Here is a 13,374-nt window from a genome sequence, read left to right as displayed (position 1 = left end):
GGCAGCTCAGAAGAAGTCGCTGAGGCCGGACTGCTGGTCGCCGTCGTTCGCTTCCGCCTCCTCCGCGGGTTTTGAGGCAGTCTCTGCGTCCGGTTCCGGGTCGGAGTCGGTGTCGTCGCCGCCGTCGCTCGCTTCCGTGCCCCCCTTTGCCTCACCCTCGTCGACCTCGCCGCCCTCGAACTGCCCGCCGGCGAACGCCCCCTCGCTGTGGTCGACGGCGGCCCGTTCGCGCAGTTCCTCGGCGTCAGCGACGATGGACTGGACCTTGTTCGTGCTCTCGCCACTCCCCGTGACGAACGCGACGTGTTTCGCCTCCAGTTCGTAGCGGGCGGCCATCCTGACGGTGAGTTCGCGGTTCTTGCAGTGGTGGGTCATCGCCGCGAGGTACGGGAGGACCTGCCGGCGCGCTGTGGCCATCGACATCCCGCCCGTCTCGGCGATCTGCCGGGCGACGTAGTCGCGCCTGTCGCGCTTTCCCCGCGAGCGTCCGAGTTTCGACCAGTAACTCGGCGGGCCGTAGCGCGTCCACCCGCCTTTCGGCTCCGAGCGGGCGGCGGCCACCCCGGCGGTCATGTCGTCGGCCGCGTAGCGCCAGAACGAGTAGTTCTGCGTGGCGCGCACCCGGCCGAGCCACCGATCGGCGTCCGAGAGGGCCCCGTAGGCGTCCGCGAGTTCGGGTCCCGAGTAGTCCTTCGGGACGTTGTCCTCGATCCAGTTGATCATGTCGTCGGGCGTCTCGTCGACGTCGTAGCTGAATTTGAGCGCTCCCTCGGCGTCCTCCTCCTTGAGGACGGCGTCGAGCAACTGGAAGATGCCCTCCGTCTTGTCGCGGTCGCTCGTCACCACGTCCTCGCGGGTGAGGCGCTCCGTCGCCTCCGCGAGTGCCTGCAGGTCGTTGACCGCCCCGCGCAGGTCGCCGCTGTTCTGTTCGGCGATGGCCTCCAGCGCCTCGCTCTCGTACTCGATGCCCTCCTTTCGACAGATGTCTCGGAGGACGGGGACGATGGAGCGCGCCGAGACGTCCCGAAACTCGATGTCCCGGCAGGCGTTGCGCAGGCCGTTTGACATCTCGTAGAACTCGTTGGCGATGAGGACGACGGGCTGGCGGGCCTCCTTGACGAGGCGGGTGATGGCCCGCGCGCCGCCCCGGTCCGCGTTGCCGTGGACGTTGTCCGCCTCGTCCATGATTACGAGCTGTCGGCCCGCTCCCGACAGCGACTGGTTCATCGCCGCGCCGCCGGCGTACTTCTCGATGGCGTCTTTCGTGCGCTGGTCCGAGGCGTTGAGTTCGATGGTCGGCCAGCCCATGTCGTTGGCCAGCGCGTGGGCCGCGCTGGTCTTCCCGACGCCCGGCGACCCGTGGAGGATGACCGCCTCCCCGTGGTCGTCCCACGTCTCGGCCCACTCTCTCAGCGCGTCGCGGGCCTTGTCGTTGCCGCGTACCTCCGCGAGCGTCGACGGGCGGTACGTCTCCGTCCAGTCAGCCATTATCAGCAGTTGTCCCGACCCGGGGTTAGGGCTTCCGGAGCGCGCCGCCGCGCCCGCATCCGCTCCGCCCGCCGGGGGACACACCCACGGCGACGTCGCCCGTCTTGCTATCCACGTACCCACGCGGGACGGGGACGGGTACGATGATAGATGAACTCCTGATTGGTCAGATGGACGTACGACGGTTCATGGATGAGCAAGCGAACGTCAGCACCGTGCCGGTCGAAGCCGTCGTCGAGACCGAAACTCCCGCGTCGGCCTCCGCGACACCCACCGACTACGCCACCCGTGGGGTCGACGACGGCCGCGTGAAAGACGACCTGGAGACCATCCTGCTGACCCTCGTCCGTCGGCGGCAGGGCCGCGCCGAGACCAACGGGAAAGCGCTCATGAACGCCGTCGCAGTCACCTTCGGCACGCAACTCAGCCCCGGCACCGTCTACCCCTGTCTGCACGGCCTGGCGGAGGAGGGCCTGCTGGCCGTCCACGAGCGCGTCCGGACCAAGGAGTACGTCGTCGCCGACGAGGACCGCGTCGCCCGGCGCATCGAAGGGGCGATGCACCAGCACCGCGCCCTCGCCCGCCTCTTCGAGGACGCCGTCGGCGGAAACTGACCGCGATCCGGTCCCCTGTCACTCGACGCACACCTTTTCCCCCTTCGGGTGGTACCCAACCACATGGACTACCACCCGATGGCGATGACCGACGAGGACCGCGACGACCTGCTCGGAACCGGCGGTACGGGCGTCCTCTCGGTCGCGCGAGGGGCCGCCGAACCGCCGTACACCGTGCCGATATCCTACGGGTACGACGCCGAGGGCGGCCAGTTCTATTTCCGCCTCGCCTTCGGGACCGACAGCGGGAAACACGACGTGGTTACCGACGGCGCGCAGGCCACCTTCGTCACCTACCGGGAGACGTCCGAGGGATGGCAGAGCGTCGTCGCCACGGGGCAACTCGAGGCCATCGACGAGGACCACCCCGACACCGCCACCCTCGACGCGATGCGTCACATCGACATCCCCCTGTTCGACGTCTTCGAGGAGGAGACGCGGACGCTCGAGTTCCACTTCTTCCGCCTCGTCCCGGGGACGCTGACGGGTCGGCGGGAGAACCCCATCCGGGAGTAGCCCGCCGGGCCTGTCAGCGCCTCTCACCCCCGGGGAACGCTTTTCGCGCCCTCCCGCCTCGTTCGGAGTATGTTCCCGCACACCGTCGAGACGGAGCGTCTCCGCCTCGAACGGCTCACCACCGACGACACGCGCGCCCTCTACGAACACACGAGGGCCGGCGCGCCCCACATCGACGAGATAACCCGACACGTCGGGTGGGAACCGCACGCGACGCCGAAGGCGACCCACGACTTCGTGACTGCGATGGAGGAGGGGTGGGAGAAGCGCGAGAACGCGACCTACGTCGTCCGAACGCGCGAGGGCGAACCGCTCGCGGGTGAGGTGGGCGGCACGACCGGTCTCGGGTTCGAGTGGGACCGTCGCCGGGGGACGCTCGGCCTCTGGTTGCGCGAACCGCTCTGGGGGCGGGGGTACTCGGGCGAACGCGCCGGGGCGCTCCTCGAACTCGCCTTCGAGCACCTGAGCCTCGAAGTCGTCGCGGTGACCCACGACCCCGAGAACGAACAGTCGCGCCGGGCCATCGAGAAGTACGTCGACCGCTTCGGCGGCCGCCGCGAGGGGACGGAGCGCAACGCCCTCGCGAACCCGGACGGGAGCGTCGGGGACGCGGTGCGCTACTCCGTCTCGTGCGAGGAGTGGTGCGAGGCGACCGGTGGAGACGAGGATGACGGAACCGCCGTGACGTTTCACTGGGACTGACCCCGGTTCCCCCACCGGCGCTACCCGCCACCAGACTCTTTCCCTCCCTCCGCCTGCCCCACCGCATGGCGAACGACGAGGGGGCGGTCCTCCCGGCGGCGGCGGGCGTCCTCGCGGGCGCGATGGCGTGGGCCGTCGGCTACGGCGTCACCTACCTCGCGGCGGCGGGGCGGGTCCGCGAGCAACTGGAGGGGCTGAACACGCTGGTCGGCCTGTTCGGGGGTGGTACCCTCCCGACGTGGAAGGCGGTGGCGTGGCTCTACTTCAACGCCCACTTCGTCGACGTGCGACTGGCCGCCGCGGGGCGGAGCGAGGCGGTGAACTTCGTCTCGCGGTCGACGGGCAACGCGCCCCTGCTCTACCTCCTCCCGCCGCTGGCACTCGTCTGTACGGTAGCGCTGACGATGCGCGTCATGGACGTGCGCACGCTCCGGGCGGGCGTCGTGGGCGGGGCCGCCGCGCTCCTCGGGTACGGCGTCGCCGCCCTCGCGATGGCCTCGCTGTCGGCCCACGCCTTCGGCACCGTCGTCGTGAGCGTGGGCGTCGTGACGGCCGTCGCCCTCGCGGGGGTCGGCTACCCGCTCGTCTTCGGGACGCTCGGGGGCGCGCTGTCGGCTCAGCTCAGGTCGTAGGCGACCATCTCCGCCCACGGCTCGAAGCCGCGCTTCTCGTAGAAGCCGGACGCGCGGTCGTTGTCGGGGTCCACGTCGAGGACCATCCGGTCGATGGGCAGGTCTTGATCGCGGGCGTGGGCCACGGCGGCGTCCATCAGAGCGTCCGCCGCGCCCGTCCCCCGCCAGTCCTCGTCGAGGTAGAGTTCGTTCAGCACCGCTGCGTCCCAGACGAGCGAGAGGTCCTCGGGGAGGACGAACGCGTAGCCCACCACCCGGTCGTCGGCGTCGGTCGCGACGACGACGCACCCCGGTTCGCGCTCGACGCAGTTCTCGACCCACGCCCGGTAGCGCTCGCGGTAGTCGTCCGTGAGTTTCGCCTCGTAGCGGACCGTCGTGGCGTCGTCCTTCCCGCCGCCGAGTTCGCGTTCGAAGCGCTCCTTTCGCTCCCACAGCGCCTGCCAGTCGCGGGAGGGGTCGTACGCCCGGACGGTCGCGTCGTCGCCGGTCGCGTCCTCGCTGGCCATGTCCGGTCGTGGGGCGAGACGCTCAAAGCCGGTCCGGTCGGCGCGACTCGACGGCCCGCCCCGCGAGGGCGACGAGCGACGTGAGGACGAGGAGGAGTTGCCACCCCGACCGCACCACGGGGAACACCCGGTCGACGTCCGCGGGTTCGGCCCCGCGCGACGGGTCGACGCCGCTGGAGACGTGCACCTCGGCCGTCGACCCCAACTGCCCGGCGTCGACGGTCGGAGCGCCCCTGCCGCCCGCACCTCCCCCGCTCGCCGTCTCCGGCGGTGCGACCTCCACGAACGTCTGGACCCACCCGCGCTGGGTGGAGTACTCGATACTCCCCGAGAAGCGGTAGAACTGGTCGTGAAGGGGGTAGAGGGGGTTCGCGCCGCCGACGAACAGATCGAGGCCGATGCCGGCGAACGCGTAGGCGAGGACGGCGACCCACGCGACGCGCACGCCCCACCACCCGTGGCGACCCAGGAGCCACGACCGCTCGCGCAGGCGGGTGTCGTAGACGACGAGACCCCCCACGAGGGCGGGAACCAGCAGCGTGTGCAACAGCGCCCGGTGGGTTCCCGGGAGGACGACCCCCGAGAACACGTCGAGGTCGGGGACGACGGTGACGAGGAGAACGACGGCCACCGCGCGACGGTCGAACGCGGGGCCGAGCAGGGCCGCCGCCAGCAGTCCCGCCAGCGCGCAGTGGACGACGGTCGATGGCATGGCGGGGGCTTCGAGGCGAGTGTAATGTGCCTTCCGCTAGCACTCATCACCGATCAGCGGTCGATGAACGCGGTCAGCACCGTCCCGAGGCCGGCGAACCCGAGCAGTCCGACGGCGGGGACGGCGAAGAGCACCCAGTCGCCGGGAAGCGGTCCCGCGACGACGGCGACGCCGACGACGACGGCACCGGCGACGGCGAGGAGCGTCGCCACCACGCCCGCGAGGACGACGGCGCGGGGGGCGTGCGTCTCGGGGATGGGCCGGTCGCTCATGGTCGCCACAGGGCGGGCGGGGCGTTGAACCTGCCGCCCGCGGGCGAACGGTTATTACCTCAGGTCGTGCAAGGGAGTGACATGAAGTTCGTCATCGTGGGCTACGGACGGGTCGGCATCCGGACCGTCGACATCCTCGACTCCGAGGGCCACGACATCACCATCGTCGACAATGACCCCGAGAAGGTCGAACGGGCGTCGAATCTCGGCTTCGAGTCCTTCCTCGGCGAGGGCGACGACGAGGACGTCCTCCTCGAGGCGGGCGTGAAGGAGGCGGACGCACTCGGCGGCCTCACGGGGGATCTGAGCGTCAACCTCGGCGCGTGCGTCATCGGGGACGCCTACGACTGTCGGACCGTGATGCGCATCGACGACGACTACCACGCCGACATCTACGAGAAGTACGCCGCCGAGGTGGACGAGGTCATCTACCCCGAACGTCTCGGCGCGGCGGGCGCGAAGACGGCTCTCCTCGGCGGAGACTTCGAGGTGCTCGGCGACCTCACCGCCAGCCTCTCGGCGGTGAGCGTCCGGGTCGGCGCGGACTCTTCGGTCGTCGGCCAGCGCGTGGTCGAACTCGACCTGCCCGACGGCGCACTGGTGTACGCCCACGGGCGCGCCCACGAACCCATGACCATCCCGCTCCCGCAGACCGAAATCGAGGCGGGCGACGAGATCGCGTTCATCGCGGAGCCGGACCTCGTCGCCGCGATTCGAGAGGAGTTGCGCGGCCCCGGAGGGGCCGCGGAGACGGAAGCCGCCTGAGTGTGAAAAGCCGGGCGCGCGGTGGGGAGGATGGGGACGAGACCGCAGCGCGCGCCCGGTTCTGCCATGTGCCGGTCGCGACTTAAATCCGCGTCAGACGGACGTATGCCGCCGCGCGGGGTCCCCGCCGTCGCCGCCGTCACGGCGGGCGGGACGACTATGTGTGTGGCGGCATAGCGACACGCATGCACGGAACCGGAGTGCCGCTCGTGACGCCGTTCGACGAGGGTGGTGCCCTCGACACCGACCGTCTCACCGACCTCGTGTCGTGGGTCGAAGCGCGGGGGGTCGACTTTCTCGTCCCCTGCGGGTCGACCAGCGAGGCGCCGCTGTTGACGCCCGACGAGCGCACCCGGGTCGTCGAGACGGTGGCCGACGCGGCCTCGGTGCCAGTGCTCGCGGGGACCGGCTACGCGGGCTATCGGCGGACGCTCGCCGCGACCGAGGACGCCGCGAGCGCGGGCGCGGACGCCGCCCTCGTCGTCACGCCCTACTACTTCAACCACGGGCAGGCGGCCTTCGAGACGTACTACCGCGACCTCGCCGACGAGAGTCCTCTCCCGGTCTACCTCTACCACGTCCCCGTCTTCGCCCGGGCGTCGCTCTCGGTGGACACGGTGCGACGACTGGCGGACCACGGGAACGTCCACGGGATGAAGGATTCCAGCGGCGACATCACGGCGTTCCAGCGCCTGCGGCAGGCCACCGCCGACGCCGACTTCGACCTCGTCACCGGCGTGGGGTCGGTGTACGGGCCCGCCCTCGACGCCGGCGGCGACGGGGGCATCCTCGCGCTGGCGAACATCGTCCCGGAGGCCGCGAGTTCGGTGTACGACCGCTACGACGGCGACCCCGACGCCGCCCGCGAGTTGAGTGCGTCCCTCGTCGAACTCGACCAGATGGTCACCGCCGAGTACGGCATCCCCGGCCTGAAGGCGGGGATGCGGGACCGCGGGGCGCCCGCGGGCTACCCCCGGCGGCCGTTCTCGGACGCCAGCGAGGGGGCGCGCGAGACCGTCGCCGGTCTCGTCGACGACGCACTCGGCCGCGTGGAGTAACCCGGCTACTCGTCGACGGCCGGTGCCGGCGTCGCCCGCGTCGCCGTCGCCTTCGTCGTGGCGACGACCTCCCGCCCGGGAGCGAGGCCGAGTCGCTCGACGCTCTCCATCGTCACCAGCGCCGCGAGCGGGCGGTCGCCGCCCACGTCCACCGAGACGAGGGCGACGGCCTCCCCCCGGTCGATGTCGACGACCGTCCCCGCAAAGCGGTTGCGCGCGCTCGTCGCGTCCTCGTCGGGTACCTCGCTCGTCGCGTGGAGCGTGACGGTGTCGGCGCGCACCGCCACCTGCACCCGGTCGGCGGCCGGCGGCGCGAGCGCCCGGACCGTCCCGGCCGGCGTCTCGACGGTGGCAAGTTCGCCCTCCCGCCCGGTGACTCGCCCCGTGAGGACCGTCTCCTCGGCGCTCGCGGTACCGGAGAAGGCGCTCTGGAGTCGGTCGAACCGGGCCAGCAGGCGCTCGGCGTCGGGCGTGAGGTGACTCCCGCCGCCGCCGGACCCGCCCCGGTGACGTTCAACGAGCGACCCGAAGGCGGTCTCCAGTTCGCCCAGTCGGCCGTGTGCCCGGGCGTACGACCGGCCCAGTTCGCCCGCGGCGGCGTTGAGCGACCCCGTCTCCCCGATAGCTCGCAACAGCGTCGCGTCCCGCGGCGTGAACGTCACGTCGCCCGCCCGCAGTCGTGCCTCGAAACCCGGGTCCATACGCCGCGTCCGGGGCCGACTCGCAAAAGCGCGACGGCGCAACCGTTATACCGTAGAGGGGAGAACGCCGCTGTACCGATGTCGGAACAACGATGGACGACGCGACGACGACTGCTGAAGGGCGTGGGTGTCGCAGGCGTCGCCGGCCTCGCGGGCTGTCTGGGCGGCGACGGCGGGGGCAACGGGTCGGGCGGTTCCAACGAGACGACCGACGGCTCCGGTGGCAACGAGACCACGACGATGGGCGGCGACAACGGGTCGGGCAACGGCTCTGGCGGCAACGAGTCGCAGGGGACGGCCGAGGGTGACCTGGCCGACTCGATGACCGTCTTCCACGCGGGGAGTCTCGCGCCGCCGTTCTCGACGGCCGAACCGAAGTTCGAGCAGAAGTACGGCGTGCAGGTCAACCGCGAGGCCAAGGGGTCGGTCGGGTCGACGAAGAAGATCACCGAACAGGGTCGGAAGGCGTCCGTCCTCGGCGTCTCTGACTTCCGGCTGCTTCGGGATATGCTCATGCCGGAGTTCGGCAACTGGTACGCCATCTTCGCGACCAACGCGATGACCATTGCATACACCGACCAGTCGACCGGGTCCGAGGACATCGGCCAAGACAACTGGTGGGAGGTTCTCCTCCGCGACGACGTGTCGGTCGCCCACAGCGACCCCGCCGTCGACCCCAACGGCTACCGGTCGGTGATGACGATGCAACTCGGCGCCATCCCCTTCCAGGGCGAGCAGCTGTACGATGAGCAGACGTCCCAGAACCTCATCGAGAAGGCACAGGTCACCTCGGGGACCGAGACGGAGCTGCTCGCCCAGCTCCAGACCGGAAGCCTCGATTACGCCTTCGAGTATCAGTCGGCGGGGGCGACCCACGACGTCCAGACGGTGGACTTCCAGCCGTCGGTGGATCTCTCGAAGGCCACCCAGGAGTACGCTCAGCACTACTCGAAGGCGGAGGTGCAAGCCGGCGGGACGACGTTCACCGGCGCGCCCATCGCCTACGGCATCACCGTGCCGAGCGTCGCGCCCGCTCCCGGTCTCGGGGCGCGCTGGGTCGAGTACATGATCACCGGCCCCGGCGAGCAGATACTCAAGGACTCGGGCTTCGAGGTCGTCCAGCCCGCCGTCGTCCCGCAGGAGGCCAAAGAACAGGTACCGAGTCGCGTGATGGAGAACGCCGAGGCCAGACAGAGCCTCGGTCCGCTGGAACTGTAGCCGTGCCCGTGACTCGGCAGGTTCATGCCGCGCGGACGACCACGAGCGACGCATGACGACCTCTCAGGGGACCGGCCACGCGACGCCGGACCTCGCGGACGGACTGCTCGGTCGCGGGTCGGTCGTCCTCGCCGTCCTCGTCGTCCAGACGCTCGCGTTCGCCGCCGCCTACGCCGTCGAGCGACCGACGCTCTACGCGCTGTTCGCGCTGGCGAGCGCCGCCGCCCTCGTCGCCACGCCCGCCGCCGGCCTGCGGGGCTTTCTCGCCTGTCTCGTCGGCGCGACGCTCGCGGCGGGCGTCGGCCACCTCTTCGGGAGCTCCTGGCTCGTCGTCGCCGGCCCCGTCGCGCTGACCGCCGCCGTCGGTCCCGTCGTCGGGACGGGCGAGGTGTGGCGCGGCGTCGCCGTCGCCACCGTCGCGACGGCCGTCCTCGCCCTCGCCGCGTGGCTCCTCGGGGCGCTCGTCCTGCTGGTCGTCGGCCCCGTCGTCCTCGCCGGGGTGGTGACGGGCGTCGACGGCGAGTGGGCCGGCGTCGCCGCCTCGACGCTCGGGACCGTCCTGCTGGTCGCCCTCTCGCTCCCGCTGGCGCTGTTCGTCGCCCGCCAGGACTTCGCGGTGGTCGTCGAGAAGGCCCTCGACCCGGCGGTCCACCAGATGCTCTACCTCTCGGTGTACGCGCCGCTGCTGGCGGCGCTGTTCACCCTCGCGTTCGGCGTCCCGCTGGCGTACCTCCTCGCGCGTGGTTTCCCCGGCCAGAGCATCGTCGAGACGCTCGTCGACCTCCCGCTCGTGGTGCCCCACTCCGTTGCGGGTCTGCTCATCCTCTTCGGCTTCGGCGAGGGTGGGGTGTTCCCCGACCTGCCCATCCTGACGGCGATGCCAGGGATGGTGCTCGCGATGGCGTTCGTCAGCGCGCCGTTCTCGGTGAACGTCGCCCGCGAGGCCTTCGAGACGGTCGACGACCGACTGGAGTACGCCGCCCGCGTCCACGGGGCCGACAGCGCGGAGACCTTCCGGCGCGTGACCGGGCCCCTCGCCGCGCGGGGCGTCGTCACCGGCGGCCTGCTGGCGTGGGCGCGGTCGGTCTCCGAGTTCGGCGCGGTGGCCATCGTCGCCTACAACGTGGAGTTCTTCTACCCGCCCGCGGGCGAGACGGTGACCGGCCAGCACGCTCCCGTGTTCATCTACAACACGTTCACCGCGGGGTCACTCGCCGAGTCGAGCGCCGTCGGGTTCATCCTGCTGGCGATGAGCGTCGTCATCTTCCTCAGCGTCCGGTGGGTGGCCTACGACGGCGAGAACGCGGCCTCGAAGGCGATACCATGACGGGGGGTCGTGCACTCGACGCCGCCGTCAGGGCGACGTTCACCGCCCCCGGCGCCGACCCCTTCGAGGTCGTCGCCGACCTCTCGGTCGCGGACGGCGAGACCCTCGTCGTCCTCGGGCCGAGCGGGAGCGGCAAGACGCTCCTCCTCGAAACCGTCGCGGGCCTCCACGCCAACGGGGGCCGCGTCGAACTCGGTGGGCGTGACCTGACCGACCACCCGCCCGAGAAGCGGGGGTTCGGCTTCGTCTTTCAGGACTACGCGCTGTTCCCGCACATGACCGTCCGCGAGAACGTCGCCTTCGGCGAGCGCTACCACGACGACCTGCGGGACCCCGACGGACTGCTCGCGGACCTCGAGGTCGCCGACCTCGCGGAGCGCACGCCGGAGACGCTCTCGGGCGGGGAAGCGCAACGAGTAGCGCTGGCCCGGGCGCTCGCGGTGCGACCCGAGGCGCTCCTGCTCGACGAACCCCTCTCGGCGCTCGACGTCCCCACGCGCGAGTCCCTCCGCCAGGACCTCGCGGCCGCCCTCGCGGACGTGACGAGCGTCTACGTCACCCACAACCGGACGACGGCGCGGGCGCTCGCCGACCGCGTCGCCGTCATGCACGACGGCCGCATCGTCCAGACCGGCTCCGTCGAGGACGTCTTCGAGCACCCCGACTCGGCGTTCGTCGCCCGCTTCACCGGCGCGAACGTCCTCCCGGGGTCGCTCGCGGGCGTCGACGCCGACGAGTTCGCGGTCCGCCCCGAACACGTCCGGCTCTCCGCGGACGGCGGCGTCCCCGCGACCGTCTCGCGGGTCGTCCGCGAGGGCGCGAGCGCGCGCGTCACGCTGGACTGCGAGGGACACGCGGCCACGGCCTACCTCGCCGACCCGCCGACGGTCGGCGACCGCGTCGGCCTCTCCTTCCCCGAGGCCCACACCGTCGTCTTCGGGACCTGAGGCCAGTCGCCACGACTTTGCCCCCCACGGTCCCATCGTGGCCATGGACTCCTGGGAGCGACTGTTCGACCGCGCCGGCGGCTACGACGTGTCACTCGACGACGTGGAGCGTGCGCTGGCCGAGCGCCGCGAGCGCGAGGACTGACCGTGAGAGACGAGTCCGACGACAGGGAGTACGGGGCCGACGAGCGCTTCGGTCGCGTCGTCGCCGACGCGGACGTCCTCGCGGCGGACCTCCTCGTGGGCGGCGGTGCACGCGAGGCGCTCGACGTCGTCCGGTCGCACTCCTGGGTGACGCTCGTCGCGAGCGACCCGCTCCTCGACGACGCCGCGGCGGTCGTCCGGTCGCTCGCGGACGCCGGCCTCGCTCGCGACTGGCGTGAGCGCTGTGCGGCGCTCTGCGAACTCGTCGACCACCCGCCTGGGGACCACCCGGCGCTGGCGACGGCCTTCCGCGGCGAGGCGGTCCACGTCCTCTCGTTCGACGAATCGCTGCGGAGCGCGAAGGCGGGCGCCAGCATCCGCGAGCGCGTCGAGACGAGCGTCAAACACCCCGACGCCTTCGCCCGCCTGTTCGACCCCGACGACGCCCACGAGGTGGTCGTCGGGGGACCGTACCCCGGACCGGATCGCGACCCCCGTGCCTGAGCCGCCGTTGGCCGCTCTACGGCCCCGCCGGTGTCGCTTCGAGGAGTTCCCCCGCCAGCGTCCGGACGAGGACGACGTACCCCACCGCCGACGAGACGGTCATGGTGACCGCGCCGACGGCGAGGAGCGTCGTGTCGAACGTCGTGACGCCGAACACCCAGGCGACGACGGCCATCGACACCAGCCACGCCAGACCGACGGTGCCCCCCGAGAACCGGCGGACGTCCCGCTCCGTATCTAACTGCATTACATTCTCTGATTCCTGATAGTACAAAACCCTGTGGGTCGTCGAACCGAACCGGTCGCTCGCTCCGCTCGCGCTGCGTCTCGTCTCGTTCCAAGCGCTCACTGCGTTCGCGTTCGCAAGCGAACCCCCTCGCCTCGCTGGCGCTCGGCGAACTATGCCGAGACGGTCGCTCGCTCCGCTCGCGCTGCGTCTCGTCTCGTTCCAAGCGCTCACTGCGTTCGCGTTCGCAAGCGAACCCCCTCGCCTCGCTGGCGCTCGGCGAACTATGCCGAGACGGTCGCTCGCTCCGCTCGCGCTGCGTCTCGTCTCGTTCCAAGCGCTCACTGCGTTCGCGCTTGGAACCACTCCCCAAACTTCGCGAGCGCACGCCCGCGGTGTGAGACGGCGTTCTTCTCCTCGGTGCTCATCTCGGCGAGCGTCTCCCCGTCGTGCTCGAAGATGGGGTCGTAGCCGAACCCGCCCTCGCCGCGCGGTTCGACGATGCGCCCCGGGACCGACCCCTCGAACAGTTTGACGGGGACGTCGCCGGCGTCGACGGTGTCGTCGGTGCTGGCCGTCGCGCGGTCGTCCGCCGCGAGGTCCTGCCCCCGCCGTTCGCCCCGGTCGACGGGTTCGGGCGTCGCGGCGAACCCCTCGCCGTCGCAGTAGGCGATGACACACCGGAAGTGCGCGCGGAGCGTGCCCTCCTGTCGCGCCAGTTCGCCCACCCGCTCGACGCCGAGGGTGTCCTCGACGTACGCCGAGTAGGGGCCGGGGAAGCCGTCCAGGTCGTCAACGAACAGGCCGGCGTCGTCGACGATGACCGGGCCGCCGACGTGGGCGAACGCCTCGCGGGCGCCGCGGGCGGCGATGGGACCGAGTTCGGAGGCCTGAATCTCCGTGTAGTCGAAGTCGACCGCCCGGACCTCCTCCAGGTACTGTTCGGCCTCGCGGACCTTGCCGGGGTTGGTGGTGACGTAGCTGAGCATACGCGCTCTGAGTGGGCTGAGAGAAAAGGGGTGGCGAAAGCGTGGTCCGAGCG

General features: G+C 71.2%; 17 protein-coding genes. 10 read left to right on the top strand and 7 right to left on the bottom strand.

From position 1 onward, the window contains the following. Positions 1-6: 6 nt before the first annotated feature. Positions 7-1,488 (bottom strand): replication factor C large subunit, encoded by a 1,482-nt coding sequence (locus NKG96_RS16330; protein WP_254536235.1) that lies wholly within the window; start codon positions 1,486-1,488, stop codon positions 7-9. A 143-nt stretch (positions 1,489-1,631) separates the two neighbouring features. Between NKG96_RS16330 and NKG96_RS16325 the strand changes: the two genes are divergently transcribed. The 4 genes from NKG96_RS16325 (at position 1,632) to NKG96_RS16310 (ending at position 3,952) form a co-directional block, all read left to right on the top strand. Further along, positions 1,632-2,102 (top strand): helix-turn-helix transcriptional regulator, encoded by a 471-nt coding sequence (locus NKG96_RS16325; RefSeq protein WP_254536234.1) that lies wholly within the window; start codon positions 1,632-1,634, stop codon positions 2,100-2,102. Positions 2,103-2,165: 63 nt separating this feature from the next. Beyond that, positions 2,166-2,618: a pyridoxamine 5'-phosphate oxidase family protein gene (locus NKG96_RS16320; RefSeq protein WP_254536233.1), complete on the top strand. Its 453-nt coding sequence runs from the start codon at positions 2,166-2,168 to the stop codon at positions 2,616-2,618. A 69-nt stretch (positions 2,619-2,687) separates the two neighbouring features. Continuing rightward, a complete protein-coding gene (locus NKG96_RS16315; protein WP_254536232.1) occupies positions 2,688-3,320 on the top strand; it encodes a GNAT family N-acetyltransferase in 633 nt (210 codons plus the stop codon). A 65-nt stretch (positions 3,321-3,385) separates the two neighbouring features. Further along, positions 3,386-3,952, top strand: coding sequence for a DUF7978 family protein (locus NKG96_RS16310; RefSeq protein ID WP_254536231.1), 567 nt, complete (start codon positions 3,386-3,388; stop codon positions 3,950-3,952). On the opposite strand, the gene NKG96_RS16305 is transcribed toward NKG96_RS16310, so the two are convergent. The 3 genes from NKG96_RS16305 to NKG96_RS16295 are packed head-to-tail and all read right to left on the bottom strand — an operon-like array spanning position 3,937 to position 5,442. Continuing rightward, positions 3,937-4,458: a GNAT family N-acetyltransferase gene (locus NKG96_RS16305; RefSeq protein WP_254536230.1), complete on the bottom strand. Its 522-nt coding sequence runs from the start codon at positions 4,456-4,458 to the stop codon at positions 3,937-3,939. The genes NKG96_RS16310 and NKG96_RS16305 overlap by 16 nt on opposite strands. Positions 4,459-4,480: 22 nt before the next feature. Beyond that, positions 4,481-5,170 (bottom strand): metal-dependent hydrolase, encoded by a 690-nt coding sequence (locus NKG96_RS16300; protein WP_254536229.1) that lies wholly within the window; start codon positions 5,168-5,170, stop codon positions 4,481-4,483. A 53-nt stretch (positions 5,171-5,223) separates the two neighbouring features. Further along, the gene (locus NKG96_RS16295) at positions 5,224-5,442 is read right to left on the bottom strand and encodes a hypothetical protein (protein ID WP_254536228.1); all 219 of its coding nucleotides are present in this window, start codon (positions 5,440-5,442) and stop codon (positions 5,224-5,226) included. Positions 5,443-5,523: 81 nt separating this feature from the next. Between NKG96_RS16295 and NKG96_RS16290 the strand changes: the two genes are divergently transcribed. Together NKG96_RS16290 and NKG96_RS16285 are read left to right on the top strand one after the other, a co-directional pair. Beyond that, positions 5,524-6,207, top strand: coding sequence for a potassium channel family protein (locus tag NKG96_RS16290; protein WP_254536227.1), 684 nt, complete (start codon positions 5,524-5,526; stop codon positions 6,205-6,207). A 185-nt stretch (positions 6,208-6,392) separates the two neighbouring features. Then, positions 6,393-7,265: a dihydrodipicolinate synthase family protein gene (locus tag NKG96_RS16285; RefSeq protein ID WP_254536226.1), complete on the top strand. Its 873-nt coding sequence runs from the start codon at positions 6,393-6,395 to the stop codon at positions 7,263-7,265. Positions 7,266-7,270: 5 nt separating this feature from the next. On the opposite strand, the gene NKG96_RS16280 is transcribed toward NKG96_RS16285, so the two are convergent. Then, positions 7,271-7,966, bottom strand: coding sequence for a TOBE domain-containing protein (locus NKG96_RS16280; RefSeq protein ID WP_254536225.1), 696 nt, complete (start codon positions 7,964-7,966; stop codon positions 7,271-7,273). 78 nt (positions 7,967-8,044) lie between these two features. On the opposite strand from NKG96_RS16280, the gene NKG96_RS16275 reads away from it, so the two are divergent. From NKG96_RS16275 to NKG96_RS16260, 4 genes are all read left to right on the top strand, one after another. Beyond that, on the top strand, positions 8,045-9,184 hold the full coding sequence (locus NKG96_RS16275; protein WP_254536224.1) for an extracellular solute-binding protein: 1,140 nt from the start codon (positions 8,045-8,047) through the stop codon (positions 9,182-9,184). A gap of 52 nt (positions 9,185-9,236) precedes the next feature. Continuing rightward, entirely contained in the window at positions 9,237-10,511 is a 1,275-nt protein-coding gene (locus NKG96_RS16270) for an ABC transporter permease (RefSeq protein WP_254536223.1), read from the top strand. After that, complete coding sequence (locus NKG96_RS16265; RefSeq protein WP_254536222.1) at positions 10,508-11,458, top strand: ABC transporter ATP-binding protein; 951 nt, start codon at positions 10,508-10,510, stop codon at positions 11,456-11,458. Before NKG96_RS16270 ends, NKG96_RS16265 begins: the two co-directional genes overlap by 4 nt. 147 nt (positions 11,459-11,605) lie before the next feature. After that, the gene (locus tag NKG96_RS16260; RefSeq protein WP_254536221.1) at positions 11,606-12,106 is read left to right on the top strand and encodes a DUF7384 family protein; all 501 of its coding nucleotides are present in this window, start codon (positions 11,606-11,608) and stop codon (positions 12,104-12,106) included. Positions 12,107-12,122: 16 nt separating this feature from the next. Here the strand turns inward: NKG96_RS16260 and NKG96_RS16255 are convergent, their stop codons facing one another. Both NKG96_RS16255 and NKG96_RS16250 read right to left on the bottom strand, forming a co-directional pair. Then, positions 12,123-12,353 carry a hypothetical protein gene (locus NKG96_RS16255; RefSeq protein ID WP_254536220.1) on the bottom strand — a complete coding sequence of 77 codons (231 nt, stop codon included), beginning with the start codon at positions 12,351-12,353 and terminating at the stop codon, positions 12,123-12,125. A 320-nt stretch (positions 12,354-12,673) separates the two neighbouring features. After that, positions 12,674-13,321 carry a non-canonical purine NTP pyrophosphatase gene (locus tag NKG96_RS16250; RefSeq protein WP_254536219.1) on the bottom strand — a complete coding sequence of 216 codons (648 nt, stop codon included), beginning with the start codon at positions 13,319-13,321 and terminating at the stop codon, positions 12,674-12,676. Positions 13,322-13,374: the final 53 nt, after the last annotated feature.

It is taken from the genome of Halomarina litorea, from assembly GCF_024227715.1.
GTDB lineage: Archaea > Halobacteriota > Halobacteria > Halobacteriales > Haloarculaceae > Halomarina > Halomarina litorea.
Note: the sequence above shows the minus strand (reverse complement) of the source record. Positions and strands in the feature narration are given on the sequence as shown.